The 26,952-nt window shown below is 36.9% G+C and carries 21 protein-coding genes; 7 read left to right on the top strand and 14 right to left on the bottom strand.

Going from position 1 to position 26,952, the window contains the following annotated elements; all coding sequences use genetic code 11:
* Positions 1-34: 34 nt before the first annotated feature.
* From PZ898_RS00995 to PZ898_RS00970, 6 genes are all read right to left on the bottom strand, one after another.
* Entirely contained in the window at positions 35-1,375 is a 1,341-nt protein-coding gene (locus tag PZ898_RS00995; protein WP_277694560.1) for a S41 family peptidase, read from the bottom strand.
* A gap of 6 nt (positions 1,376-1,381) precedes the next feature.
* Entirely contained in the window at positions 1,382-2,125 is a 744-nt protein-coding gene (locus PZ898_RS00990) for a hypothetical protein (RefSeq protein WP_277694559.1), read from the bottom strand.
* Positions 2,126-2,305: 180 nt separating this feature from the next.
* Positions 2,306-3,229 carry a T9SS type A sorting domain-containing protein gene (locus PZ898_RS00985; protein WP_277694558.1) on the bottom strand — a complete coding sequence of 308 codons (924 nt, stop codon included), beginning with the start codon at positions 3,227-3,229 and terminating at the stop codon, positions 2,306-2,308.
* Between the two features lie 75 nt (positions 3,230-3,304).
* Positions 3,305-4,597 (bottom strand): hypothetical protein, encoded by a 1,293-nt coding sequence (locus PZ898_RS00980; RefSeq protein ID WP_216444871.1) that lies wholly within the window; start codon positions 4,595-4,597, stop codon positions 3,305-3,307.
* A gap of 302 nt (positions 4,598-4,899) precedes the next feature.
* On the bottom strand, positions 4,900-8,187 hold the full coding sequence (locus tag PZ898_RS00975; RefSeq protein ID WP_277694557.1) for a TonB-dependent receptor: 3,288 nt from the start codon (positions 8,185-8,187) through the stop codon (positions 4,900-4,902).
* Between the two features lie 47 nt (positions 8,188-8,234).
* Positions 8,235-9,191 carry a FecR family protein gene (locus PZ898_RS00970; protein WP_277694556.1) on the bottom strand — a complete coding sequence of 319 codons (957 nt, stop codon included), beginning with the start codon at positions 9,189-9,191 and terminating at the stop codon, positions 8,235-8,237.
* Positions 9,192-9,431: 240 nt separating this feature from the next.
* On the opposite strand from PZ898_RS00970, the gene PZ898_RS00965 reads away from it, so the two are divergent.
* Positions 9,432-10,058, top strand: a complete 627-nt coding sequence (locus PZ898_RS00965) for a sigma-70 family RNA polymerase sigma factor (RefSeq protein WP_062670452.1) — start codon at positions 9,432-9,434, stop codon at positions 10,056-10,058.
* 629 nt (positions 10,059-10,687) lie between these two features.
* Here PZ898_RS00965 and hxpB read toward each other — a convergent pair.
* Positions 10,688-11,335 carry a hexitol phosphatase HxpB gene (hxpB, locus tag PZ898_RS00960; RefSeq protein WP_277694555.1) on the bottom strand — a complete coding sequence of 216 codons (648 nt, stop codon included), beginning with the start codon at positions 11,333-11,335 and terminating at the stop codon, positions 10,688-10,690.
* A 22-nt stretch (positions 11,336-11,357) separates the two neighbouring features.
* Positions 11,358-11,978: a metalloregulator ArsR/SmtB family transcription factor gene (locus PZ898_RS00955; RefSeq protein ID WP_120230780.1), complete on the bottom strand. Its 621-nt coding sequence runs from the start codon at positions 11,976-11,978 to the stop codon at positions 11,358-11,360.
* Between the two features lie 194 nt (positions 11,979-12,172).
* Here PZ898_RS00955 and PZ898_RS00950 point away from each other — a divergent pair, with 194 nt between their 5' ends.
* The 4 genes from PZ898_RS00950 (at position 12,173) to PZ898_RS00935 (ending at position 14,406) form a co-directional block, all read left to right on the top strand.
* Positions 12,173-12,799 (top strand): superoxide dismutase, encoded by a 627-nt coding sequence (locus tag PZ898_RS00950; protein WP_216444877.1) that lies wholly within the window; start codon positions 12,173-12,175, stop codon positions 12,797-12,799.
* 23 nt (positions 12,800-12,822) lie between these two features.
* Complete coding sequence (locus PZ898_RS00945) at positions 12,823-13,323, top strand: DUF2480 family protein (RefSeq protein WP_062670458.1); 501 nt, start codon at positions 12,823-12,825, stop codon at positions 13,321-13,323.
* 4 nt (positions 13,324-13,327) lie between these two features.
* Positions 13,328-13,885: an NAD(P)H-dependent oxidoreductase gene (locus tag PZ898_RS00940; protein WP_277694554.1), complete on the top strand. Its 558-nt coding sequence runs from the start codon at positions 13,328-13,330 to the stop codon at positions 13,883-13,885.
* A 170-nt stretch (positions 13,886-14,055) separates the two neighbouring features.
* Entirely contained in the window at positions 14,056-14,406 is a 351-nt protein-coding gene (locus PZ898_RS00935; RefSeq protein WP_277694553.1) for a 4Fe-4S dicluster domain-containing protein, read from the top strand.
* An 88-nt stretch (positions 14,407-14,494) separates the two neighbouring features.
* On the opposite strand, the gene PZ898_RS00930 is transcribed toward PZ898_RS00935, so the two are convergent.
* The 3 genes from PZ898_RS00930 to PZ898_RS00920 all read right to left on the bottom strand — a co-directional run bounded on the left by PZ898_RS00930 (position 14,495) and on the right by PZ898_RS00920 (position 17,953).
* Positions 14,495-15,430 (bottom strand): 2-dehydropantoate 2-reductase, encoded by a 936-nt coding sequence (locus PZ898_RS00930; RefSeq protein ID WP_277694552.1) that lies wholly within the window; start codon positions 15,428-15,430, stop codon positions 14,495-14,497.
* 64 nt (positions 15,431-15,494) lie between these two features.
* Positions 15,495-16,076 carry a Crp/Fnr family transcriptional regulator gene (locus PZ898_RS00925; RefSeq protein WP_120230777.1) on the bottom strand — a complete coding sequence of 194 codons (582 nt, stop codon included), beginning with the start codon at positions 16,074-16,076 and terminating at the stop codon, positions 15,495-15,497.
* A 215-nt stretch (positions 16,077-16,291) separates the two neighbouring features.
* Entirely contained in the window at positions 16,292-17,953 is a 1,662-nt protein-coding gene (locus PZ898_RS00920) for a DUF4041 domain-containing protein (RefSeq protein ID WP_277694551.1), read from the bottom strand.
* 227 nt (positions 17,954-18,180) lie between these two features.
* Here PZ898_RS00920 and PZ898_RS00915 point away from each other — a divergent pair, with 227 nt between their 5' ends.
* Positions 18,181-18,936, top strand: coding sequence for an AraC family transcriptional regulator (locus tag PZ898_RS00915; protein ID WP_062670466.1), 756 nt, complete (start codon positions 18,181-18,183; stop codon positions 18,934-18,936).
* Positions 18,937-18,963: 27 nt separating this feature from the next.
* Positions 18,964-20,124, top strand: coding sequence for an NAD(P)/FAD-dependent oxidoreductase (locus PZ898_RS00910; RefSeq protein ID WP_277694550.1), 1,161 nt, complete (start codon positions 18,964-18,966; stop codon positions 20,122-20,124).
* Positions 20,125-20,231: 107 nt separating this feature from the next.
* Here the strand turns inward: PZ898_RS00910 and PZ898_RS00905 are convergent, their stop codons facing one another.
* The 3 genes from PZ898_RS00905 to PZ898_RS00895 form a co-directional block, all read right to left on the bottom strand.
* The gene (locus PZ898_RS00905) at positions 20,232-23,234 is read right to left on the bottom strand and encodes a reprolysin-like metallopeptidase (protein WP_277694549.1); all 3,003 of its coding nucleotides are present in this window, start codon (positions 23,232-23,234) and stop codon (positions 20,232-20,234) included.
* Between the two features lie 646 nt (positions 23,235-23,880).
* Positions 23,881-25,305, bottom strand: coding sequence for a hypothetical protein (locus PZ898_RS00900; RefSeq protein ID WP_277694548.1), 1,425 nt, complete (start codon positions 25,303-25,305; stop codon positions 23,881-23,883).
* Positions 25,306-25,465: 160 nt separating this feature from the next.
* The gene (locus tag PZ898_RS00895) at positions 25,466-26,824 is read right to left on the bottom strand and encodes a tetratricopeptide repeat protein (protein ID WP_120230771.1); all 1,359 of its coding nucleotides are present in this window, start codon (positions 26,822-26,824) and stop codon (positions 25,466-25,468) included.
* Positions 26,825-26,952 lie beyond the last annotated feature (128 nt).

The raw sequence follows: 26,952 nt of genomic DNA, 5'->3' as shown, positions 1-26,952 counted from the left end.
TTTTTTATATTATTTTTTGTTTTTTGAATCCAGCTTATTTCTCCATCATAACCGGAGGCACGTCACTCTGAAATAAAATTTTGATATTTCCATTCTTTTCGTGGTCTGCTGATTTGAAATAATCTCCGTTAAGTGCAGAAGAAATAAGGGTTTCATTGGGATCTCCCAAAGGTAATAATGGCAGTCCGGCAAATTCATTGACATTGCTCTGCGGGGAAATTCCACTACTATATTCTCCGGCTCCGCTGGCATTAAAGACTTTATAAATCACCGGATGAATCTGCCAGGAAATTTTTCTGGGTTTACGTTTGTCTTCCACAACAAATCCTGCCATATCTTTCCCCAGCGTAGTATCTCCTATCTGAATCACCTGCATATAAGGTTTGAGATTATTCACAACAATCTCGGCGGCAGATGCTGTACTGTTGGATGTGAGGATAAAAACTTTCTGCAATCCCAAAGCATTCGCACGCAAAGTTGTAAAGTCCAAAGCTTTGGGATCGTAAGCAATCTGTTGGGCAAATGTTCTTTTTACTTCCCCTCCGTTTTTATTTCCTTTAAAAATGATGAACGGTGAACCGGATGATAATCCTGAAGGAATCAGGGAGCAAAGAGCTGCAGCAGATGACACCGAACCTCCATAATTGTATCGAAGATCCAGAATTAATTCCTTTACTCCGGCGGCCTTCAATTCCCCAAACTTTTGATATAGCGTTTGAGTCATTCCGTCAGGGAAATCATAGATGTACATATAACCTACTTTTTTACCATTTTTTTCAAAAACTTTGGATAAAACAGGCTGTTCAAAAGAGAAACCATAGTAAACGGTGATGTTTTTTTCATCCGTAACGCTTCCGTTTTGCCATTTTCCAACGGTAAGCTCTACAACCGTCTGGTCTTTAATGGATGAAGCCATTGCTTCGGCATTCGCGGCTGTCATTACTTTTCCATTGACTTTGGTAATGATCATTCCTCTCTCCAGTCCTGCATTGAAAGCCGGGGAGTTTTGCAGCACCAGCTTCACTACAGTAACCACTTCATTATTAGCAAGCTGAACAATGGTATAGTCAAAACCGTACATATTCCTTATAGAACGTGGATACGAAGAGGAATCTTCCGTATTCACCATAAAAGAAAACCGATCTTTGGGAGACAGCAGACTTTTAAAAAAATCTTTTACAGGAAGCTTATAATCCGGCTTTGCAGGCATCTCATCTGCCCAGTAATAGTATCTTTTCATACTGTCCTGAACCCATAGATTCACAAATTCTGTACTTCCCTCCGGAAAAACGGGTGCACTTTCGTCATTATTATTGGTACACGAAATGAGAAAAACTGCGATGGCAATATATTGAAGTTTTAAAAAGTTTTTCATATATAATTACAGATATTCTGCTACGTCAATATCTCCTTTTACCACCCATTCTCCATTTTCCATTTTTTCCTGAAGTACAATCATATTGGCGCCCGTGTGTTGTTTTAATTTCACCTGAATCATTTTAGATCCTGCGTAAGGCTCTGTAGTTCCCGGTTTGTATAATTCAAGATATATGGGAGCTGTTGAGCTGAAGAAGCTATAGATTTTCACTGCAGTAAAGTTGTCTTTCCCTATATTGTCAAACTCGGCAAGTACGACTCCGTTTTCTCTTTTCAAAATGCCTTTCACTTCTTTGAGAGAGCTTCCGGAAAATTCTCCCAGATTGGGAAAAATAAATTCAAAACCTACTTTCCCGAGATTCACCTGAGGTTTTACTGCAGAGGTCTGCAGATAAATTCCGGGAAGATTAAAAAAGTAGAGGTTTTTATAATCATTTATATTATCATATGTAATATTGTATTTTGCAATTTCAGCACCTGTTTCATTATTGTAGACAGACAATTTATTAGTTTCTCCCTGATCCAGAACAAACTGAAGCCGGGTTTCTATTTTATTGGTGTAAGATGTTTTTCCATCAATAGATATGGGCTGTCCGTTGAACCTCAGCTGAAGTGCATCAGGTTTGGAAAATCCTTTGATATTAACGTCTCCGGGTTTCTGTACTTTATCATACAGCTCCATGGTATTATTGTCTGTACATGAAAACAGTACAGTGAATAACAGTAGTAATGCGAAGATTTTGTTCATCTTTCTTCAATTATTTCTTGTAAAACTTAAAAATATTGCCCGGCCCATGGGCCGGGCAATATATAATTATAAAAAAACTAGTTGGATATATTCTGGATACTCTTCTTACAAAGATTATCCATTATTGTATATAAAATTTCATGGTGTTTCTAAAAATCAGATTCTAAGGGGACAGAATGATTATTTTTTAATAAACTTCAGCCTTTCCGTAGTTTTTCCATCCGTAATTTCAGCAATATACGCTCCGGATGTAAGCTCTGCTGTGCTGATCGCTTTAGCATATGGAGTGGTTAAGACTTTTTGTCCTGCTGCATTGTAAATATTGACTACAGTTGTATTTTCTTTCAATGCTGGGTTAAGATGCAGCTGTAAAGATTCTCTTACCGGATTTTCTGCTATTTGTGTTACAATTTTGTTTCCTTTTACATCCTTAGTTCCCAAAAATGAAGTAGCATAAATTCCTATTTCATCAATATTGATGTTCTGGACATTGTTTCCGCTTGTTTTTCTGTTTGACCACATTCCGATATAGATCTTTTTCCCGGCAAAAGCAGAAAGATCTACAAGGGATTCCACAAACTGAGTAAGATCAGCCGGAAAAGGATTGGCTGAGTCACCTACCTGTATTTTATACATACTCTGAACATCATTTCCGTCTGCATCTACGGTCATTGCCTGAAAGTCCGATAACGTTGGAACTTCTTTCTGCGGTGTGCTTACATAGATAAAAAGTTCTCTGGCAACAATCGTGTGAGTAGATCTCTGTCTCCCGATATAGGCGGCCAACGTAATGGTTCCTGCAGTATTGGTAAGGTCAATCTGAGGAGAAATAATCCAGTCATTTTCTGTGGTAAATCCGTTAGCATTTCCATTTGGAACCAAATTGATAGAATGGCGGAGAACACCTGCAGTTCCATAGGCCAAGGTAGTTCCGTTGTGATAAATGTTTTCTCCCTGTACCCATCCGTTTCCATTGCTATTGAGGTCATGAAAGGTCCATCCCTGAAGGTCAGCAGGAGTATCAAAAGAATTTCCCCATACCAGAGACTGTGCTGCAACCAGGTGAGATAAAAACAGAGCTGATGATAAAATTATTTTTTTCATAATGCTGATGATTAATGTTTTTGAAGTAAAAGCAAGGAAGCAGCATAAGCTGTTCCCTGCTTTTTAAAGTTTTTATTATTCTACAATAGAGAAATTGTATTTTGTCCAAAGTCCCTGGAAGTTTCCACAGTTTCTTGGAGATACATTCCAACCACCTTCGTTAAAGAAAGGCTGGCTCATACCCCATAGAGTTGCAGGAGTACCAGTCGCCAGGTTAGCTGCAGGGATTCCTGCTGTACCTGTACCTGTAACTGAAGTAGTAAATCCGTGAACCTGGATGGTGCTGTATGCTGAAGCTGAAGAAAGCTCAGAACCTGTACCTTCTACTTTGATACCCACAGGATAACCTGTAACGACAGCGTTATTTAATGTTAATCTTCCGTGTCTTCTGATGTGGATACCGTTTTCATATAAAGCACCTTTAGTAGAGTTCTTAGAACCAACGATAGTAAGGTTGTTGATCACCGGATGAGTCAACAATGTTGTAGAAGAACCTTCTGCGTTGTTATCAAGCTCGATACCGTTAGAATCCGGGCTTGATCCGCTAAGACTGTGTGTAGAGTTGTAATCTGCCAAAGCTAATGCACAAGTAATAGTTCCTGTATATCCGTTATCGAAATCGAAGTTATCATCATCTGCAGCAAAAGAAACAAGGTTTGAAGCGTTTACAGTACCACCGAAGAATTCGAAAGAGTCATCTTTCCCGAAAGAAACCTGAATATGATCCAAAGTAGTTCCGTTTCCTACTCCTCCTAACGTAAGACCGTTGATTTCGTTACCTGAATTCGGAGCTAAAAGATCATATCCTGCAAATTCGATACGTACATACTTCAATGTTCCCCCGTTATGGGAAGCATTGGTACCTCCGTAATAGAAATCAGGACCGGATAATCCTTCAATTGTTTTTGTGAATGGAGTGTTTGTAGGCGCATCACCTAATATAACAACACCTCCGAAGTCACCAGGAGCAGCAGTTGTATCTTCGTTTCCGTCTAACAATTTGTAGCTGGTGAAAATAATAGGCTGAGCCTCTGTACCCGCTGCATTGATTTTTCCTGTTTTAGCAATTACCAAAACTCCGGTAGCTGTATTGTTTGCGCTTGGCTTGGCTTTAATGAATGTACCCGGCTGGATTGTTAATGTAGCTCCATTTTTTACCGTTACAATTCCATTTAGTTCAACTACTCCACTCCATGTAGTATTTGAAGTAATATCACCACTTACACTGGTTACCGGAAGCGCAGAAGCTGTAAGGTACTCAGCAGAAGTAGATTTCATTTCGAATGGAGAAGATGAATCTGCCAGTTGATCATTTTGACAAGCTGTAAGAGATAATGCTGCCACTGCAATTAGAGTTAGTCTTTTCATTGTTATAATTTTTAATAAATCCGGCTGTATTATTTTTATACCAGATCAGTTTTTTATTCAGGAATATCTTCCTCTCTATTCCTTCGATTTGTTTTTTGGTGTTCATCCCATCGCTGCAGGAGGAACTGCATTGCGGGCGTTCCCATGAGAATCGTTAATGCCTGGGAAAAGCTGTTAACGTCCGGTTTTTTCAGAACTGTACTGCTGTGCGCATCATCAGTATTCTTCAGTTTTTGATCAGGTTCCCGAAACCTGTACGCTTCTATATTTAAGATATCTTTCTGTATCGCTGGTATACTTCTTTAAAAAGTATAATTCACACTCAGGCTGAACATTCTTCCACTGTATGCCCTGAACATGATCTTGTCAATATTTTTATCATATCTGTCTGTTGCTCCCGGAAGCAGATCCCAGGCTTCTCTTTCTGTCCCTACATTACTTCCTCCTCCATCTTTTGCAGCCAGATAAGAATTGAAATTGTTATAATATTCTTTTACCCTGTTAAAAATGTTTCTTACATTTAATTTTACTTCCAGATTTCTGTTACGAAGTAATTTATAAGAGATCTGAGCGTCTGCCACTGCATAAGGCCGCTGGATTTCTTCTCCTTTGTACGCATATCCTACTGTGATGTACTGGTCTCCTTTTGCGTTATACAAAAAACTCATCCCTAAACGGTTTCCATCATAGATCAGTCCAAGATTGTAAGCATAAGGAGTCTGTCCGTAAAGCGGGCGTTTCACTTCATAGGTTTCATCATTATCACCTGTTTTGTACAGATCTTTAAAAGCCACTACTTTGGTATGGTTATACGTAAAATTTCCGCTTATGAAAAGCTTTTCCAGAAAAGTTACGTCAGCAATAAAGCCTAAACTTTTTCTTACCTCAGCCTCTACTCCTATCAGTTTTGCATTTTTTGAATTTCCATTATACAGGAAAAGATTTCCCTCGCTAGAAATATGGCCTTCACGTTCGATAGGTCTGTCTATATTTTTATAATACAGTCCTGCCGAAAATATTTCTCCCAATCCTGGAAACCATTCAAATTTGAAATCATAATTATTAATGACAGAGGACGTCATTTCTGTATTATAAATTAAACCATTAGCTATCGGATCGAAATAAGGAAGTCCTGTTCTTTCATTGAACTGAGGGCGGATAACAGATCTGTTGTAAGCAAGCCTTAGATTAATTTTATTGGTAGGACTGTAGGTAAAGTTCGCTGAGGGCATCCATTGCCACGGTTTATCTTCAACGGCTGCTCTTTCCACATTCTTTGTATCATTTGGATCTAATTGTTGTGAGATAAGATCATATTTAAAGTACTCTGCACGAAGGCCCCAGACTAACCTTAATTTCTTCCAACGGTTATCAAACATGACAAAAACCGCATGTTGATTAACCTCTCCTTCATACTTGTCATTTTTATACAATGCTTTGGTTTCCCAGCCAATACCACCCGGAACATAATGGGAGCCATTAAACCAGTCAGCAAGTGAACCATACATCGTCAAATAGTTCTTCTCGCTGTTCGGAACGTCACGGTTTTCGTCAACACGAAGAAAAAACTTCTGTTGCTGGTTGGTATTGTTTTTTATAGCACCGGCATATCCTGTTTTAATGGTATTTTTAAAGCTTCCTGCATCCATATCCCACTTAACAGACGCACCGTAATTGTAATCTGTTTCTTTGTTTTCTATATATCCTCTGTAAAAATCGGCTCCGGAATTATAGATCTTATGAAATGTGAGAATTTCATTTCCGATAAAGTCGTACCTGGTAATATACTGTGTGTAGTCTTTAGTATCAGAAGCTACTCCTGTACGGGCCGCAAACCAACTGATCTCTGTATTTCCTATTTTATGGCTTCCTTCCAGTTTATTTTGTAAAAGGGTCTGAAAAATCGGGTAATTGGTATTATCGGTATAAGGCCTGTCTAAGTTTTTGATCTGAGCCGGATCATTATTGGGGATGACACCGTTATAAAAATAATTATAAGCTAATTCTGCATTGGATGCCATTCCACTACCCGTTGAGTATTCGTTCCAGCCTGTTACTCTTGTGAGCGTATTATCAAAAATATGGGTATATGAATTACGGAATGAGATTCTGTTTTTCCCAAGTTGCAATCCAAAATTAAGCATTCCTGCCAGTGTCGAATTGTAATTATAGGAGGCCCCACTGTTTTTGAAATTATAGAATGGAATCTCTCCGTTTGCATCAGGCATTCCGGTAGTATCCAGCCAGTTTCCTCTTCCCGTATGGTCAATATCCAGTTTATTCTGTTCATTTCTGATGACAAATGCTCCGGCAAATCCCCATTTATTATTGTTTTTTAGCGCGTAGGTTCTTCCCAATGCCAGCTGTATATTAGATCCCATATCACCTCTGGTTGTATAGGTGCTGAAATTGTCATTGGTAAACTGCCTGGACTGTTCAAAAAACCTTGGATCTGTCCAGTTCATCGGCTCCAGTCCTTTGGGAAAATCTCTTGTACCGTCATCATACCCGAAATAGTCGTACTTTCCTCGCTTGCGGGTCAGAAATTCTTTGAAAGCCGATTGGTCATTATACGAAGTTCCTAACGTAACTGTTGTAAAGTTTTCATTGGGAATATCCTTGGTTCTCACTTCTACGTAACCTCCTGCAAAGCTGGCATTCATATCAGGAGTGGCTGATTTGCTTACCACCACACTTTCTACCATTGCTGTAGGAATTATATCAAATGAGAAGTTCTGGTTATACGCTTCCGTGCTTGGCAGGTTGATTCCGTCCATGGCCGCGGTGTTCCAACGTTCTCCCATGGATCTTACCACTACATATTTATTATCAATGGTGGTAATTCCTGTTACCCTTTTCAAAGTTCCTCCCACATCGCTGTCCGGTGTCTTGGAAATTTGTTCCGCTGAAATACCATCACTCATCTGCGCTGCTTTCTTCTGCTGGGCAAGAAGTCCCGCCTGAGTATCTGCTTTACGAGATGCAGTAATTACTACTTCTTTGATGTCTGTAATTTTATCTGAGGCCTTGTTTAAAGCAAATGAAACAGCATTCGTTTCTTTGTTCGTAACAGACAGTTTTTCAACTCTCAGCGTATTATATTTAGGTGCTTTTATCGTCAGATTATAAGTTCCCGAGGGAAGATCTATGGTAAAGTCACCGTTATTATCAGTGACCACTGTTTTCTGAGCTACAGTGACTTCTGCTCCGGTAATGGGATTTCCTACTTCATCCACTATTTTACCGGAAATTCGTCCGTTTCCCAATGCGGAAATAGTAGAGCTTTCATATTTTATCGAAATAAGATCACCATGCAGTCGGTAAATAATAGGAAGTCCGTTGGTAATATCCTTCAGACAGTTGTTGACAGAAGTATTTTCACATTTCACTCCTTTTACCTTCAGCTCTTTAATGTCTACCTTGGAATATGCCAGTCTCATTCCCGTTTTTCCGGCAAATTCTTCCAAAACTTCAATCAACGGTCTGTTGGCAGGTACAGAAAATGTTACTTTCTGCACCAGCTCCTGAGCTTCTGCGGCTACAGTAAAAAATAAGGCTGCTATGGTAATCCCACATTTCAAACTTTTCATACTTAATAGTGTTCTCTTGATTATGATTATTTATTTTTTATAATGATTTATTTCTTAAGGATATAGGTATTTTCTTTTTTCTGTACTTCCAGTCCCAGGATGAAAGCCAGTGATTCAATATTTTCTCCGACCGTTCCTCCCGTAAAATCCGCAGTAATTTTTTTATCTTCAGCTTCCTTAGGATATTGAACCTTTGTATGATAATTGCTTTCCAGGACTACTACTACTTCTTTTAAAGGAACATCGTTAAAACTCAGAGACAATATTGCAGCAATTCTGTCTGCTGAATTTTTTACAGGTTTCAGTGAAATAACTGCCGTAGTATGAGCAATTCCGAAGTTGGTCCACTTCTGATTAGGCTTAAGGAAAGAAACAGGAACCCCGGGAGTGGATACAGCCACCTTTCCTTCATAAAGATCAACCGCTTTTCTCTTCCCGGACTGTGAGATTTTAAATACCGTTCCTAATACTTTGGTACTGAAACCATCAGCACGAACGATGAATGGATGTGTTTTAGATTTTGCCACAGAGAAGATTGCATCTCCTTTTAAATCCACGACTCTGGTGGACGCAGGAAAAGATTTCTCTACAGTCAGTACAGCGCCTTGTAAAAGAGTAACCACAGATCCGTCTTCAAGACGAACAATACGATTTCCGGATTTTGCAATATATACGTCAGGCTTAATGAACATGGTGTAGGTAAATATTCCGCCCAATGATAAAAGCAGAATAATAACTGCAGCCATTTTATAGAGATTTGTTGTAAAGCTCTTTACAAATGAAATAGAAATACTATCTGTTTGAGGAAAATAATACTCCAGTCCGGATAATACTCTTTCTTTGGATTCTTTCATATGAATAGCATCCAGATTTTTTTCTGTCTGAGTTCTCCATAGTTTTAAAAGTTTATTTTCTTTTTCAGAGATTGAGTCTTCCGAAACTTCCCGTTCCCAAAGTCTGAAAACAAAGGCTTCAATATTTTTATATGGTAAAAGTTTTTTCATAAGGTCTTTCATGTATTCACAGATACTTCTATCTATAAGACAGAGAAAATGAAAAACTTCCCCAGGGTATTCTTAACGTTATATTCACATTACAACCAAATTGTTAATAATTTTCATCCTTTTTCACATTTACTCAACATTAACGTCATATTTGAGTCCTGTTTTTCAGAAATATTTAATCTTATCACACCCAAAGTTCACAAAAAGTTAATTTTCCTTTAGGTAATTTTGTATCACAATATGAGCCCAACAGACTATATATTATTAAAGAAAATAAAATCAGGCGACCGTCCTGCATTTATGCTGCTGTATGACCGATACTGGGATAGTCTATATCGCTTTGTTTTTGTACGGACACGGGATAAAGAAGTCTCTGAAGAAATTCTTCAGAATCTATGGATGAAGATTCTTGAAAATACAGATGTGATACAAACCGATGAAACAGAAAGTGCCAAAGGCTACCTTCTCCGTCATCTTCATTACCGGATTATTGATTTTTATAACAGCTACAAAAAAGCTCCTCCTACTCTGAGTATTGACGAGTTTGATATTCCGAATGAAATTGAAATGGCAGATTCAGATTATTTTGAAATTCTTGAGGAAAATGAAATTTCTGCTTTGTTATCCATGATTGATGAGGTGGTTTCTCAGCTTCCCTCAACAGAGCAACAGGTCTACGATATGAGAATCAGGAAAAATATGTCGGTCAATGAAACAGCAGAAGCACTGGGAATCAGCAACAAGACCGTGAGCAATAAGCTAAGCAAAGCTTTGGGAGAAATCCGTGAACAACTGAATCCGGAGTATAAGTCTTCTAAAAAGCTGGTTTCTATTTTGTTGTTGATGGAGGTGTTGACGAAGTATTGATTTTGGGGTTCGGGATGCGAGATGCGAGGATATGTCAATGGTCAATTTGCTGCGCAGTCAATAGTCAATTTTTACAACATCATTTAACATTCACAGCGGAGCGGATTCACCTTTCACCTTTCACTTTAATGTCAATAGTCAATTTGCTACGCAGTCAATAGTCAATTTTTATAACACCTGTTAAAATTCACAGCGGAGCGGATTCACCTTTCACCTTTCACTTTAATTTCAATAGTCAATTTGCTACGCAGTCAATAGTCAATTTTTATAACACCTGTTAAAATTCACAGCGAAGCGGATTCACCTTTCACCTTTCACTTTTAAAGTCAATAGTCAATTTGCTTCGCAGTCAATAGTCAATTTTTATAACACCTGTTAAATTCACAGCGGAGCGGATTCACCTTTCACCTTTCACTTTAATGTCAATAGTCAATTTGCTACGCAGTCAATAGTCAATTTTTATAACACCTGTTAAAATTCACAGCGGAGCGGATTCACCTTTCACCTTTCACTTTTAAAGTCAATAGTCAATTTGCTTCGCAGTCAATAGTCAATTTTTATAACATCTGTTAAATTCACAGCGAAGCGGATTCACTATTCACTATTCACTATTCACTATTCACTATTCACTATTCACCAAATACCGGCAGAAAAATGGTATTAAAATCCATGATTTTAAAATCGGCAAGATTTGAATCTAAATTTTCGTCATTATTGGTGAAAATGATAGTCTGCATTCCTGCTTCTTTTGCTGCCTTAAGCCCTGACTGACTGTCTTCAATGGCAATACAGTGTTCCGGAGAAACTCCCAATTTTTTTGCAGAAGTAAGATACACGGCAGGATGAGGTTTTCCCTGATTTTCAAACTCTGATGAGTGAATGGTATCAAACAGGTCATGAATCTGAAGCTTTTCAAGCACCGCATGTGCTACACGTAAAGGAGCATTGGTAGCCAGCCCTATTTTGTAGTCCTTGTTCTTAAGATTTTTAATAAACTTCTCTACACCAGACATGGTACAGTTTTCGGTCTGTATCATTTCGATTACTCTTGTAACCACTTTATTTTCCAGATCAGAGGCATCAAAATTTTCCCAGGGAAATCTTTTATACCAGAATTCGGTCACTTCCTGAGTGGTCATATACTTTGTTTGTGCCGCAAGATCATCCGTAACCTGCACTCCATAAGATGAAAATACATCCAGTTCTGCCTGAGTCCAGAATTTTTCTGAGTCTACCAGAACACCATCCATGTCAAATATTACTGCTTTTACAACCATTTTTTTAATGATAAATGATAAGTTATTGGCTGATTTTATACACGCAGCGCTGTCCACCGGAAATAATGTGATCTACTCTTTCCACTTTATACTCCTTCCCTATCAAAGATTGGAAATTGGATAATTCTGCCCGACAGAAGCCCTGACATTCGGTTGCAGCAGCACATATCGGACAATGGTTTTCAATCAGAAAATAGTCTGTGCCTTCTTTTTTCCATTCTGCCATATAGCCTTCATCACTACGGACTTTTGCAAGAGATTCAAGACGCTGCTCCAGAGATTTTGTCTTGGAAAGTACTTTTTCATACCGTTTATGGGTGTTTTTTTCCCGGTCACTGATCAATAATTCCAAAGCATTTTCCCCTAAAAGATTTTTCACTGATTTCAAAATCTGAACGGTCACATCTGCGTGCGTATCCGGGAATTGAGACAGTCCTTTCTCTGTAAGCGTATAATAAGTAGAAGGACGGCCAACTCCTTCACTCTTCACCGAAGACCGGATCAATCCTTCCTGAGCAAGGTTGAGCAAGTGTTTTCTTGCGCCTTCTTTAGTGATTGACAATTCTTCAGCAATAAGAAGGGAGGTAGCTTCACCCCTCATCTTTAAAAACATCAGAATACGATCTGCTGCCGGCTTCTTCATTTGACAATATTTAGGTTGTTTTATTTTTCAACAACAAATATAGTCATTTTCTATAATTTCAAAAAAACAAAGCTAAAATAAAGATTTACAATATCTTATTGATTCAAATCACAAAAGCAATAAAACAACCTAAAAGTTGTTTTATTAAAATATATTTCTACCTTTGTGGCACAATAATCAAAAAAATAAATACGATGAACCCATTTACATTACCACAATTGCCTTATGCTTATGATGCTCTGGCTCCTTTTATAGATAAAGAGACAATGACGATTCACCATCAGAAACATCATCAGGCTTATGTAGATAATCTGAATGCAGCATTGGCACAAACCAATGAAACGAATCCTGATCTGGATTCCTTATTGCAAAGAATCAGCGAATACAGTCCTGCTGTAAGAAATAATGGTGGCGGCCACTATAACCATTCTTTATTCTGGGAAATTCTTTCCCCTCAACCTAAGCTTATTCCTCAAGGGATGCTTCATGATGATATTACAGCCACTTTCGGAAGTCTTGACAATCTAAAAGCAGAAATGAAAAAAACAGGTTTGTCGCAGTTTGGTTCCGGATGGGTATGGTTATTTGTAAAATTCAACGGATCACTGGCCATCAGCTCTACTCCTAATCAGGATAATCCGATGATGGATATTCTTTCCACCAACAGAGGTTTTCCGATTCTGGGAATAGATGTCTGGGAGCATGCCTATTACTTGAATTATCAGAATAAACGTGCAGATTACCTTGATGCTTTCTGGTCTGTACTAGATTGGTCTGCTGTAGAAAGAAAATATGAAGAAGCTTTATCAAAAGTGAGATAAGTAACACTAAAAGTAAACTAACTATGACTGAGGAAAATTTTATCAATAAAGCAAAGGCTTCAGGCATTATTGCCCTTGACCTTTCAGAATACAAACCCACTACGGAAATTGTAGAACTGGATATCAAAGATCATCTTTTCATGGGAATGATTGTCAAGGAGAAAGAATTTAAGGAATCAATTGCTGTGGTGGATTTTTCTATATACAATGAAAAAGCAGTAGGAATTATCTGTTCTACGGATGCCATTATTCCTCCCTGGGCTTATATGCTGATTATGGAAAAATTATTTCCTTATGCTTCTTATGTAGATTTAAATAACGCAGAAACAATACTGCTCGATCTCTGGAAACGACGTCTCATTTATGCTGATCTTAAACGGTATAAAAATCAGAAAGTGGTGGTCCGGGCAAGTACCAGTCATGATCCTGCTTTGTATTTATTAGCAGCAGGATTATTAAAACCTCTGGTAAAAACATTGATGTACGGCGAGATAGGGTTACCTAAAGTAATTTTTAAACAATAAAAAAATGAAAGCTATCATATTCAACGGATCACTGGAAAGAAGAACTTTATCTACTTCCGGACTGATTTCAGATTATTTTTCAGAACGTCTGAAAACGCTGGGAATTCACACGAATATTTTTACCCTTGCTGATTCTGGAATCCCTTTATTCGATGTTACTCTCAACAAAACTCCTTTGGCTGTAGAACGTATGACTCAGATGTTCACTGATGCTGATTTGCATATCTGGCTGGCTCCTCTTTACCACGGAAGTATTCCTGGAGTGATGAAAAACTGTCTGGACTGGCTTGAAGTAACTGCCAACAGAAACGAACCTTATCTTACGGATAAAACTGTGGGGCTGGTATGCTGGGCAGATGGTCTGCAGGCCATGCAGGGAATCAATGCCATGGATTCTATTGCCAAATCATTGCGTGCATGGCCATTGCCATTTAGCGTTCCCATTGTCAGGTCATCATTATTTACGGATGAGCAATCCACTCAAATTTCGGATCTGTATTCCGATAAGTTTGACAAACTTATCAGCATTGCAGCTTCTAAAAAAATTGCCATTAGTGACTAAGTACCGGCAGAAATTGCTGCATATTAATGATTTAAATAAAAAATAGCACACTTTATGCTGCTTATTTTCAAAGAACAGTGTTAAACTGCTGTCATTTAAGTTTAGCAGGGATTTCAGAATCGTTCAACGTTGACGGAATCCCTTTTTTAAACCCTTTAAATTCAAACAATATGGCTATAAAAATAACAGATGCCTGTATCAACTGTGGAGCCTGTGAACCTGAATGCCCCAACTCAGCCATTTACGAAGGTACTATCGACTGGCGCTGGAAAGACAAAACCAAGCTTTCAGGACATATTACATTCCCCGACGGCACAAAAGGTGATGCTGAGGCTTACCATCCTGCTGTCTCAGATGAAGTGTATTATATCGTATCCGGAAAATGTACGGAATGTAAAGGCTTTCACGAAGAGCCTCAATGTAAGGCTGTATGCCCTGTAGACTGCTGTGTGGATGATCCTGATCACAGGGAAACGGAAGAAGTACTATTGGACAGACAAAAATTCATGCACAGTGCTTAATCAGCTTCTATCTTTTATATTTAATTTCAATAAAGGCGGGTTAAAAACCCGCCTTCTTTATCATTTTTTATCTGGTATTAGCACAAAGTTATTTTGCTTTAATCTCGGTATAAATTTTTTGAGTAAAAGGAGCTTCTACCTCTGTTTCAGTACCATATTTCAATACAGCACCTGCAAACAATTCCAGTTCGTTATCCTTCTTTCCTGAATTGATATCAAGCTGTAAGGAAGTTGGAGTTTCAAAAGGAAATGTAGAAGCTTTCTTAAAAGTAGCTTCAACAATATCTTCCTGAAGATTTATTCCTTTCTTAGCAGCAATCTGTTGTATTTCTTTCATAATTCCGGTGGCTTCATTCTTTTGCTGCTCATCGGTACATACCGCTCCCATGGACGAGTTATGTTTAGCTGTTACCAATCCAAAGCTTGCTATAAATATGAATTTTGTCCAGATATCTTTTAATGAATTATCTTTAAAATCAAAGTCAATTTTACTTTCACTCAATAGCTCTGTAATCCATTCTATAGGTGCATAAAAATGCTCAGGATCTCTTCCCACTATGATTTTACCTGCATTACCTTTATGTTCTACAGTTCCTCTTTCCTTAATATGAGAAGCTACATATACACAAGTTGGCAGAACAGTATGATCAGGAATAATGGTGCGTATTCTGTCATAGATATCTGCTCCGTTCATCATCGGAAGAAGGACAGTATCTTTATGAATGACTGGCAGTAATTGTTTACAGACATTTTCAAGATCATACTCTTTTACACAAATCAGTACCAGATCAGGATTTTTGATCTCACTGATGTTCTGCACGATATCATTAGGATAAGTCTGTGAATTGGAATGCTCCGGAGACAGCAATGTCAATCCGTTTTCTTTTACTTTATCATAAGTTTCTCCGCGGGCAACAAACGAAACGGTATATTTTCCTGTAGTTTCATTAATCTGATTGATTTTAAAACCAAAATAACCGCCTACACCACCCAATCCTACTACTACAATATGTTTTTTGTTCATGAAATTATTTTTAAGCAAAGATCAGCGATGACATTTAAAATATCACTTGACAAATGAAAAGAAATTACAGTTTATGAATATCTCTTCTGATCCTGCTCAGTGAGCTGTCTTTAATTCCAAGGTAAGAAGCAATCACTTTCAAAGGAACATGTTGAAAAATATCAGGATCTTTCTTCATCAGGTTAAAATATCTTGTGGAAGCCTTCTGACTCGCCATTTCGATCAGCCTGTCATGAATATTATAATAATTAAGAACAAAAAGAAGCCTGCTGAACTCTCTGAACTCGGGAATATTATGGAAATTATGCTGTACATTTTCCAATCCTGTTTCCCAGAAAACGCAATCGGTTACGGTCTGGTATATTTCTTTGGCAGGCTGCTGTCTGAAAAAGGACAGAAAATCATTTACAAAACAGGGAGCCGTATAAATATTTGTTGTGATTTCCTCATTATCTTCATTCAATATAAATGAACGGACATATCCTTTTTCCAGAAAATAGGTTTTGGTACTGATTGCATTTTTATCCAGTAAAACAGTATTCGCTTTTAAATTAAAATGGTTGAATTTTTCTGTAATTTTTTCCACCACCTCAGCTTGGATACTGAATAAGGAATGAAAGTAGGTATTAAGTGATGATTTGTCCATTAGGTATTGTCCTAAATCTATTTTAAGGTCTAAAAATAGCAATAATTTGTGGAAGTTTGGTTAATCAGAAATTGTAAAACCACTCGTCAAAAATTCTCTGAATTTTCGCCTCCCCTCCGGAGAAGGGGAATTTTTCACATCATAAGAAATGATATCTATAAAATACAAAACCCTTTAAACATTGGGCTTAAAGGGTTTTTATTTTTGTAGAAAAGTTATTCTTCTGAGAGAACTTCATCATAAGTAACAGGATCTGTAACTTCCTGATATTGTTCCCATTCTGCTTCAAGCTGTTTATTCGTTTTCATATCTTCTTCAAGCTTCAAAGTTTCACGGTACTGTTTTGCTTCTGCTGCAAGTGTCCATTTGCAAGCAATTCCAATAGAATCAATATAGTTTCTAACATCATGAATATTCAACTTAAAAAACTCTTTTCTAGGATTAATTTTATTAAGCTGACTTTTCAAAAATTTCTTGTGAAGCTGTTTTTCCAATGCGGGAGCATCTTCAGCATATATCATGGCATGAACATCGAACTCAAAAGGGACACTTGCATCCCCAAGCTCACGAACACGGTCTAAAGGATCCAAACGTCTTGTCATACCAATTTTATAAACATCTTCTCCAAATGAACCGATATTTGAAATAATATATACATTTCCGGTTCTGGTCTGCTGTGCCATTGAGATTGCTCTTTGATTTTTCTCTTCAGCCTGGGTAAGCTTTTGCTGTAATTCTTCAAGCTGCTGCTGAAAAAGTATTTTTTGCTCCTCATTAGCTCTAGCTACCTGAGATTCAGCTTTCTCAATCAGCCTTTTTAAAGTCTGTTCTTCTTTTTCTGCCTCTTTGATTGCTTTTTCATAATCTTTACGTGCTCTTTCTTCTTCTCGAATCTGCTCACGAATTTGTCTTTGCTCTTCCTGTTCCTGCCATTTTAACTCCTGGGCAACTACAGCCCAACGTAATTCTTCAACTCTCGCACTATGGTATATTTCGGATATTCTCGCATTTCTAAAAGCCTGTCCATTAAAATTAACTAATTGGAATGCATCATCCATCTTTTGTTTCAGAATACCAAAATTATCTTTCTTTACAGACGCCAAAATAGAATCTACTTTCCCGTTATAGGCATCAATAACAAAATCAATAGCTGTATTTCTTCTTGATTCATCCATATAATCACAGATACCAGCTTGTCTGCTTATAATCATAAGTTTATTATTTTGTCTGAGTTTTTTAAGATTATCACCCGCTTCTTTGTGGCCAAAATCTTCTGCCAATTCATCCAATAAAGTATATGTTGGTATCAGATATTCATTACCATAACCTTGAATCACATTTTTCATTGCTTTTATTCTATCAGCAATCTGATCGGCTTCTTTTAAACTTCGATAGGCATCTCCACCTATTGATTCTGCCTTTAATTCTGCATTTTCCACAATACGCTTAGCTTCATTCACAGCATTTTCATACAGTAATTCCATTTCTCTGGTTTTCTTTTCAGTGATTTCCTTTACATTTCTACGAATTTCCCGTGCCTGGCTCTGTGCTTCTGAAAACTCCTGCCCAGCTTTTTCTTTCAATCTCAGACTATCTCTTTCAGCTTTTTTAAGAAGATAATCACATTCAACCTTTACATCAATAATATCTTGATATTTTCGTAATGCATCATTATGTTGTAATAATTCTGCTATCTTTTTGCTCAGAGTGACCTTATCAAGGTGAAGTTTAGAAATTTCTACTTTCAATAGACTATTTTCTTGGTTCAGATTTGTAATTTGAGTATTTTTTTGAAGGAGTTCTTTTTTTAATTTTCCTGAAGTACTGAAGGCATATATTATCAGTACAAATAAAATAATGATCAATAAAATTTCCATGGTCGACATCTTTTTTCCGGCAATATTAAATAAAAAGAATGGCTACAACTTACGGAAAACCATAATTTAAAGGGTTTTATATTTTAAATGTTCGAATTTGATTCCCTAGGACTTTTAATGAGAAAGATTCATTAATAATTATCACGATGAATTTCACATGACTTGGTGATCTATAGCAAATTTTGTAATTTTCTTCATTAAAAATAAGTATTAAACGGGCCAAGATTATGGATATTGATTTCACTTATAACTTTATCGAACCTGATAAGGAGATTGCAGATTTCGTTGAAAATCTGGGTACTTTTCAGAACCTTTCGGATGAAGCAAAAGAGGTGGTGATCATTCCTGATGGAAGAATTGATTTATTTTTTTCAGAGTCCGTTTCAGAGCCTTTTCATATTACCCTTCTCGGGCTGGAAACTTATCCTGAGCAAAGATATATCGCTCCTCATACCCTTGCTTTTGTTATCAGCTTTAAACCTATAGCAGTTGAATATATTTTACATACCTCTATTGCCGATTTATTAAACCTAGGAAAGGAACTCTCTCCTGATTTCTGGAATTTTAAAGCTGACGATATAAAGGATTTTAATCATTGCTGTACAAAAGCCACTCAAAAAATAAAAGAACTTCTTCCTCAGAAAATAGATGAGAGAAAACGCCGACTTTTTGAATTGGTGTATACTTCAAAAGGGGAAATGAGCGTACAGGAACTTTCCGAAAAAACAGGCTGGAGCAGCAGACAGATCAATCGTTATTTTACCAAACAGCTTGGCTTGTCATTAAAAGCCTACACTACTATTTTACGTTTCAGAACATCATTGGAACATATTGCCCAGGGAAGACTTTTCCCGGAACTCAATTATACCGATCAGAATCATTTCATCAAAGAAGTGAAGAAATTTTCAGGAGTTGTTCCTAAAGAATTATCCAAAAATAAAAACGACCGATTTGTACTATTATCGGTATTGAAAGGAAAATAAATTTGCATTGTAAAATTTAAATCAACAATGCTTATAGACAATAAATCAATAGCAATCGTTGGTGGCGGTCCTGCAGGACTTACACTGGCAAGACTTTTACAACTGAAAGGTGCAAATGTAAAAGTATACGAAAGAGATTTTAATAAAAATGCCCGTGTACAGGGTTCTCCTCTTGATATGCATGAAGATTCTGGGCTGGCTGCCATACGCAAAGCAGAACTTCTGGAAGAGTTTAAAAAGGCTTTCCGTCCGGGTGCAGACAGAACTCTGATCATGAATGAAAAGGCCGAAATATTTTTTAACGATCATGAAACAAAGCCTGAAGAAGATTTCGGCCATGAAAATTTTCGTCCTGAAATAGATCGCGGTCCATTAAGAAATATGCTGCTGGAATCTCTAGATCCTGAAACCGTTGTCTGGGACAGTCATTTTCTCTCTATGGAGCGTAAGGGTGAAGGCTGGCTGCTCCATTTTAAAAATGGAAATTCTGTGTACGCTGATCTTGTCGTTGCTTCAGATGGTGCCAATTCTAAAATCCGCCCTTATCTCACTGATTGTAAACCTATTTATTCCGGAATCATTATGTTGGAAGGAAATGTCTCAAAAGAAAATGCTCCTCAGATTGATGCTTTGATCAAAGGGGGAAAAATAATGGCATTTGGAAATTCTCAAAATATCTTAATGGGTCAAAAAGGCAATGGTGATCTCGGATTTTATGCAAGTTTTAAAGCAGATGAACATTGGCCTGCCACTTGCGGTCTTGATTTTTCTGATACTGCACAGATGCTAAAATGGTTCAAAACAGAATACCCGGAATGGAGCCCAATCTGGGAGGAACTTTTTAAAAATGCAAAAACTCCTTTTATTCCACGTTTGATCTACTCTATGCCTTTAGATCAAACGTGGGAAACTCTTCCCAACCTCACACTGATTGGGGATGCAGCCCACGTAATGCCTCCATTTGCTGGAGAAGGTGCTAATATGGCTATGCTGGACGCCCTTGAACTGAGTGAATATTTAACAGATGAGAATTGTAAAACCTTACAGGAAGCCATTTCCGTCTACGAACATCATATGCGTAAGAGAGCTGCTACAGCTACGCAGGAATCCCTTGAAAATGGAGAACGAATGCACTCTGAAACCTCATTAGCCACTATGCTTGATTTTTTTAATAGCCATTTGGATTAATGATCATCAAAAGGCTGCCTTCAGTTGAAGACAGCCTTTTTTCCCTCTTGAAATAATTCTTTTTCTCTCCGCCTTTAGATCCTGATACGGAGATTCATTCGTGTTGTTTATTTTTTGATTAATTTGTTATTGTAAGTGTTTTTCTCATCTTTGATGGTGATCACATACATTCCTTTTACAAGAGAAGCTACATTGATTTTTCCATCAATCTTACCTTCCTGAACAAGTCTTCCATCCGCACTGTAAATTTTGTAGTCACCTTTACCTTTAAGATTTTTCACTTCTACAAATGTATCTGCAGGATTAGGATAAATAGATACCTCTGATGATTTTGTATCTACCGTTTCTCTCACAGCAAGGGTACTCGCAGTAATTTTCACAGGAAGATCCATAATACCTCCCGCCTGGCTTGCCAGCTCACCACATACGCTATTCAAAGCACTCGTTGAAAATTTACCAACCACTCTCATTCTTAACACCTTATCTCCAGAATAAGAGGTAGCAGGAACCGTGAAGTTAAAACTTGGCAGCCCTATATTACCTGCATTTGTTGTTGCTGAAGTCTGTCCTACCCTTTCTGTAGCTTCAAATACTCCGTTTCTGTTGTAATCAATCCAGGCAGATAGATTTACCGGTATTCCGTTTTGCAACAGATTCCCTATTCTAGACGTAAGCGTATAGGTACTACCTTGTGTCAAATTAACTACCTTAGTAAGATCTTCGCTTAAATCTTTATAAGATCTTGCTGTAAGATCACTATAATCAAGATTTGCAACAGTAACTTTTAAGATGGATCCTACATAAGGTGAACCTGAATTTAAAAGGCAGTAATCAACTCCAGTCTTTAATCCTTTTGTTTTGAATGTATAATTATTAGAGAAAGCCCCGGAAACAGAATTAACTACAGCCGCTACCTGCACTTCATAATTGGTTTCATCTTCTAAATTATTCAGAACTACAGAATTTGCCTGGCTTACAGCATTAGACCAGTTTGCCGTTCCTGCTTTTCTGTAATTAACAGAGTAAGTAGCTCCCGGAACGCTATTCCAGGATACCCTTGCCGTTGTTTTAAAAATCTCCGTATCTATAGTGGAAATACCTGTAGGTGCGGACGTAGAAGATGTAGGTGCAGCCCCCACAGTAATAGCAGGAGACACGGCATAAAAGATATTTCCTACAGCTGAAACTCTTAGTTTTATAGCTCCATTTATATTTCCTGGCATTTGTGCGCTATAACTTCCGGTGTTTGGTGTTGCAGCAACCAGATTTGTCCAGGTTGTTCCATTATCTGTAGTGTAATCAATTTTTACACTCGCTGTATTATAAGGTGCAGCATTTGTATTGGCAACATCCCAATAGATTGTATTTACTGCATCATTATACAATACTGAAGATGCAGTAAGCCCATTGAATTTGAACGGTCCGTCATTCCCTACAGTCACTGTAGTTGTTGAACTTGAAACCATAGGACGCTGAGCGTTTTGATCTCTTACTGTTACAGCATAATTCAATGTTCGGGGGATATAAGATACCGTTTCCCATGCTTGCTTGTCTGTTAGAATTCCATTCATAACGCTCGCCAACTTTGGAAAATATCTTCTTCCGTTTGCCGTACCAGGAACTGATCTTGATAAAGCTCCTTTTGGATTGTATCCCCATCCGCTATCCCCTGAAATTGTAGAAAATTCATCTGTACTGTCATTCTGTTCCCAGGTATAGTTTACAGGATCATTTTCTGCATCAATGGCTAAAGCTTCAAGATAATAAGCGGTTCCTTTAGGAATACTATAAGCCACCAAAGGATTAATAGCTGGCGCTGTATTATTGTTTATATTTTGAGAGGCTCCACAATTAAGTTTATTTTCTAAATTAGTTAATACCTGATCGATGGATTTATAATGGAAGTATCCATCAGCGTTAGCCTGCACATTATCATAGGTAATTCCGGCATAGCCCATAATAGTAGTACCTCCTCCAGGCTCTACATTGGCTCCCTGATTGGCATCTGTGACAGAAGTATTTGAAAATGTGTGATTAGCTCCCAATTGATGTCCCATTTCATGAGCTGCAGTAAAGTCAAAAACTTCACCTACAGGAACAGGTCCCTGGGTATAAGCTGAACCTTTTTTTATTTCAGTATTAGTGGCCGGATCTACACAGACAATTCCGATTCCCCCTGCATTTCCGCTTCTTTCTGCATTTTGATTAAGAACATGCCCAATATCATAGTTGGCATTTCCTACTACAGAAGTAAGGGTCTGTTGCAACTGTAAATTTAAATTATTAGAATAAGGATCTGTAGCCGGATCAAGATAGATGATATCCGGAAGATTCTGAACGGTCAGATGAGCTCCGAAATCACGTTCAAAAACTCCGTTTATGCGGGTCATCGTATTATTCATGGCAGCCAGCACTACTCCTTTCTTTACGTCGTCGGTTGCATTGGCCGGAGTTCCTGCTGCAGTTAATTGATATTGGCTGTATTCTCCTGTAACGGACAATGCCATTCTAAAATCTCTGTATTTTGTATTGGTAGGTCTGCTGGCGATTCCAACTCCGGAAAGCATTTTTTTACCATTCTCTACCAACTTATTAATATCCTTAAAATCACGTTCTCCGGTATCACATTTAAAGCCATGCTCTCCTTCATTCTTTGTTTTATAGAATACTCCATACGTCTGTTTATCAGCACTTATTGGCTCTATAAACTGGAATATACCATTTTTAATGATCATAGACTGCATATCATTAGGAGATGTACTGAATCTTAAATACTTAGATGGATCATCCACACCTACTCCCGTATAAGATCCCAGTTGATATTTATCGGCCAGGGATTTATCAAGTACAGGATTGCTATAGACAGCAAACTTTTCAATCTTTCCGTCCACAGTTGGTAGAGAAATAATAACCGGCGTTGCACCCTTCCCGGTTTCTTCAGCATTTCTTAGCATTTCGCGAAGAGATTTCAGATCCACTCTATAAGAATGTTGTACTTCTACTCCTTCTCTTATCTGTGAAGTTTTCTGAGAGACAGATTCCCATCTCTGAGCATTGAAAACCGTAAAACAAGATGCTAATGCACAAACGAATAAAATTCTTTTTTTCATAGATTTATTTAAAATTACTTTGGTTGTATGATTATAGGTAGCTCATTTTTTATCAAAAGATCATTTTGGAGTCTGATCAGTCCACTTAAGTATTATCATAAGTTCAACAAAATGAAATCCATGATGCAAAATTCACAACAAATCACTCCACAAAACTTGCATATTCCAAATAAAAAACAAAAATAAATGATACTACACATATACAACAGCAATTACAAATGTTTAATTATCAACCACTTAGATTTAACACCTAATTTTGTCTTAAATAGTTGTGTTTTTATACGTACATATTATTAAAAATTTCCATCTAAGGACGGATGAAAAAACAATACTGAATATCAGATGAAAAAAAGATGAATTAAAACAAGAATAATCAAAAGACGCGGTGCAAAAAAGGAACACATTCGAAGAACACCGGCTCTTTTTTAAAAATAAGTTAGCAAATCGGCTACAAATCACAATCGTTTAAATACCAGCAATTTAAACAACCGAATACACCATGTAGTACCCATGTAGTATAGTCTTTTTTCTTGTTTCCATTAAAAATTTTCATATTTGACCATTGAGACCACTTAAAAAACCGGGTGGTGAAAAGAGAATATTTCGAGTACTGTCTGACCTGATAAATCAGACAGTTTTTTTTGGTTTATTTTAAGGTATCAAAGAAATGATAAATATCTGTTTCTCCCGGAATTTTTAATTTTTTTCTGATCCTGTATTTTTTCTGCTGAATACTCCTGTGCTGAACCATGGTATAGTTTGCTATTTCTTTAGAAGTAAAATGAAGTTTAAGCATTGCACAAAAAATCAATTCAGAATTTTCAAGATTGGGGTTAATTGTTAAAAGCTGAACTATAAATTCGGGGTAACTTTCTTTAAAACGATCCAGAAATTCAGGGTCATTTTTTTTACCCAGTTCTATAACTTTTTCCTGTTTATTGTCATTCATTCTTATTTTCAGATTCTCAGCTTCTATGGCAAGAACTTTTTTCCGTTTCCTCAACGCAATAATAATTCTCCAGGCATATAATCCCAGCAGACAAAGACCAATAAACGACAGAGAAACAATCCAATAAATTTTACTTTTATGATGATTAGCATCCTGCTGAGTTACTGCAATAAAAGATTCCATATCCTGATTGATAGTAGCCAGTAAAGATGTATTTGTTCTGTAAAAAGCATCTGTATAAGCTTTCAAATAAAGATAAGCCTTTTCTTTATCTCCGGTACGTTCATATAAAACTCTGAGATCATTATAAATATACTTAGCATAATAAGCATAAATACGTTTCGTTTTTTCATTGATTTTCAAAGCTTTATTAAGAGCTATTTCCGCTTTATCATACTGTTTATAATTAAGAAAATACTCTCCCATAATGGTATTGGCATAGAGGGCTATTCCGTCTTCTTTACCATTGATATTAGCTTTGTTGTAAGCCATCGTTATATATTTATATGCAGAATCTTTGTCTTTATGCATATACACATAGTCACTTATCGCACAATCTGCAAGGCCGGTATCATCTATTTTTTTTGCTTTATGGAAGTATTCCAGTGCTTTTTCGTATTCTTTTTTTTGGATGAGATAAATAGCCTGCCTCAAATAAATACTGAAAAGAATATCATTTTTAAGTTCATAATTCTCACTTTTCTTTATAAAACTCATTGCTTCATTATTATATTGAAAAGCTTTATCAAGCCTTCGAAGCTCTACATTGAAACGGCCATAAACATTATAAAACCTAGCTTTGTGTAAGTTATCCTCAGAATCATCCAGAATCTCTTTGGCATTATCAAAGAGAATTTGTGATTTCTGAAAATTTTCCAGGGAAATATTGAGTTCTGCAAGATTGATATAGCAGAGCGCCTTCCCATCTGCATAATTCATTTCATTGGCTTTTTTGTAATATCTTTTATTAAGATTAATCAATGAATCATATGCTCCGGCAATTCTGAACTTTTCATTCTGTTTCAGCAAGGCAACGTCAAATTTCTTTTCAGCCTCTTTCTTTGAATGAGAATGGCACGAAACTAAAACAAACAGTAAAACAGAAAGAAAAATACGCATCATAGGTTTCTCTAATTAAGCTAAAATTCCTGTATAAATAATGATCTTTTTAGAATAACAATCCTGTTTAATTTTAAAATTCTCAATGGTTATTTCTGATAAGATCAATAATAAAATCTTTTCATAAAACAGAATCCTGCGGCTTTTATTGTGATATATTTCTTTATTCTGCTAAGTTTTCAAAAAAGTCATAAATATCTGTTTCTCCGGGAATATTCAGTCTTTTTCTGATCCTGTATTTCTTTTGTTGAACAGATTTATGCTGTACAAAAGTATAGTCTGCAATCTCTTTGGATGAAAAGCGTAATTTCAGCATTGCACAGAAAGCCAGCTCTGAATTTTCAAGATCGGGATTGATCTCCAGAAGCGACTTAATAAATTCAGGATAGAATTCTTTAAATTTCAACAAGAAAGAAGAATCATTCCTTTTAGCAAGCTCAATCACTTCCTGTCGCTGCTTGGTCTGGACATGGTTTTTCAACGTATCAGTTTGCTCTTTTAAAGTATTTTTCTTCTTTTGTAACCTGTTAATTATTTTCCGGACATATACCCCTGAAACGGTAAGTACTGTGATAGACAATGCAATAAATAACGGAAGATCATTTTTATGCCAGTCTGATTCCTGTTTCATTTCTGAAATAAAATCTTCGGTAGCTTTATTCATGACGACAAATCGTTCTGAATCAAACCTTCCTTCCTCTTCCATATATTTCTTCAGATAAAAATAGGCCTTACCGCCATCATTTTTTTTCTTATATAATTCTGCAAGTGCTTTGTAGACTTCTTTGATATGGGAAGAATAGGTTCGTCTTGTCTTAATGTTGATCTCCAGGGCTTTTTTAAGGGCTTTTTCAGCTTGTTCACTATTATCAATTTCATTATAATAATATCCCATTGTATAATAAACCCAAAGAGATTCCACATCCGTTGTTTTCTGGCTGATCATTTTTTCATCTGCTCTGGCAATGTATATACCCGCAGAATCAGGTTTATGGGTAAATAAATAATATTGTGCCACCATACAATTGGTATAGGCTGAATTTTCCAACATATTTGCTTTTCTAAAACATTTTAAAGAGGTTCCAAACCATCCTTTCCATGCATAGTAAATTCCTTTGTTTACATAAAGTCTGGGCAGAAGTTTCTGGGTAAGTTTCGTTTTTTTTGCCTGTTTTAAGTAATAAAATGCTTTGTTATTACATTCTATAGCCCTATCGTTGAGTTTAAGGTGAGAATAATACAGACTGTAATCATCATAGAAGACTGCTTTATGGTAAGTATTTTCAGAATTGAACAGGCCTTTTTCTGCTTTATTGAAAAAGTACCGGGCTTTTTCATAATTCCCTGCAGAAACATTTACCCCTGCCATATTCAGATAGCAGAGTCCTTTTCCTCCTGTGTACCTCATTTTGGCGGCTTTTCTCAGATATTCTTTATTAAGCCTGACAAAAGCTTCATATTGACCGGACAACTGAAGTTCTGAACTTTCAGTCAACAGAGATATATCAAAGTTTTCTCTCACTTTATTTTGAGGTTCACTATGACATGAAAATATAACCCAAAATATTCCCATGCAGATTGGAAAGGCTATTATTTTCTTTATACCTTCTGAGTTTGTCTTTATATTTTTAAAAATGATTAAATCAATTT

It is taken from the genome of Chryseobacterium sp. WX (assembly GCF_029542485.1).
GTDB classification, from domain to species: Bacteria; Bacteroidota; Bacteroidia; order Flavobacteriales; family Weeksellaceae; genus Chryseobacterium; species Chryseobacterium cucumeris.
Note: the sequence above shows the minus strand (reverse complement) of the source record. Positions and strands in the feature narration are given on the sequence as shown.

Excerpts from the sequence above, each read along its gene's own strand:
- PZ898_RS00995 (WP_277694560.1), bottom strand. The coding sequence starts at position 1,375 with ATGAAAAACTTTTTAAAACTTCAATATATTGCCATCGCAGTTTTTCTC.
- PZ898_RS00990 (WP_277694559.1), bottom strand. The coding sequence starts at position 2,125 with ATGAACAAAATCTTCGCATTACTACTGTTATTCACTGTACTGTTTTCA.
- PZ898_RS00985 (WP_277694558.1), bottom strand. The coding sequence starts at position 3,229 with ATGAAAAAAATAATTTTATCATCAGCTCTGTTTTTATCTCACCTGGTT.
- PZ898_RS00980 (WP_216444871.1), bottom strand. The coding sequence starts at position 4,597 with ATGAAAAGACTAACTCTAATTGCAGTGGCAGCATTATCTCTTACAGCT.
- PZ898_RS00975 (WP_277694557.1), bottom strand. The coding sequence starts at position 8,187 with ATGAAAAGTTTGAAATGTGGGATTACCATAGCAGCCTTATTTTTTACT.
- PZ898_RS00970 (WP_277694556.1), bottom strand. The coding sequence starts at position 9,191 with ATGAAAAAACTTTTACCATATAAAAATATTGAAGCCTTTGTTTTCAGA.
- PZ898_RS00965 (WP_062670452.1), top strand. The coding sequence starts at position 9,432 with ATGAGCCCAACAGACTATATATTATTAAAGAAAATAAAATCAGGCGAC.
- hxpB (WP_277694555.1), bottom strand. The coding sequence starts at position 11,335 with ATGGTTGTAAAAGCAGTAATATTTGACATGGATGGTGTTCTGGTAGAC.
- PZ898_RS00955 (WP_120230780.1), bottom strand. The coding sequence starts at position 11,978 with ATGAAGAAGCCGGCAGCAGATCGTATTCTGATGTTTTTAAAGATGAGG.
- PZ898_RS00950 (WP_216444877.1), top strand. The coding sequence starts at position 12,173 with ATGAACCCATTTACATTACCACAATTGCCTTATGCTTATGATGCTCTG.
- PZ898_RS00945 (WP_062670458.1), top strand. The coding sequence starts at position 12,823 with ATGACTGAGGAAAATTTTATCAATAAAGCAAAGGCTTCAGGCATTATT.
- PZ898_RS00940 (WP_277694554.1), top strand. The coding sequence starts at position 13,328 with ATGAAAGCTATCATATTCAACGGATCACTGGAAAGAAGAACTTTATCT.
- PZ898_RS00935 (WP_277694553.1), top strand. The coding sequence starts at position 14,056 with ATGGCTATAAAAATAACAGATGCCTGTATCAACTGTGGAGCCTGTGAA.
- PZ898_RS00930 (WP_277694552.1), bottom strand. The coding sequence starts at position 15,430 with ATGAACAAAAAACATATTGTAGTAGTAGGATTGGGTGGTGTAGGCGGT.
- PZ898_RS00925 (WP_120230777.1), bottom strand. The coding sequence starts at position 16,076 with ATGGACAAATCATCACTTAATACCTACTTTCATTCCTTATTCAGTATC.
- PZ898_RS00920 (WP_277694551.1), bottom strand. The coding sequence starts at position 17,953 with ATGGAAATTTTATTGATCATTATTTTATTTGTACTGATAATATATGCC.
- PZ898_RS00915 (WP_062670466.1), top strand. The coding sequence starts at position 18,181 with ATGGATATTGATTTCACTTATAACTTTATCGAACCTGATAAGGAGATT.
- PZ898_RS00910 (WP_277694550.1), top strand. The coding sequence starts at position 18,964 with ATGCTTATAGACAATAAATCAATAGCAATCGTTGGTGGCGGTCCTGCA.
- PZ898_RS00905 (WP_277694549.1), bottom strand. The coding sequence starts at position 23,234 with ATGAAAAAAAGAATTTTATTCGTTTGTGCATTAGCATCTTGTTTTACG.
- PZ898_RS00900 (WP_277694548.1), bottom strand. The coding sequence starts at position 25,305 with ATGATGCGTATTTTTCTTTCTGTTTTACTGTTTGTTTTAGTTTCGTGC.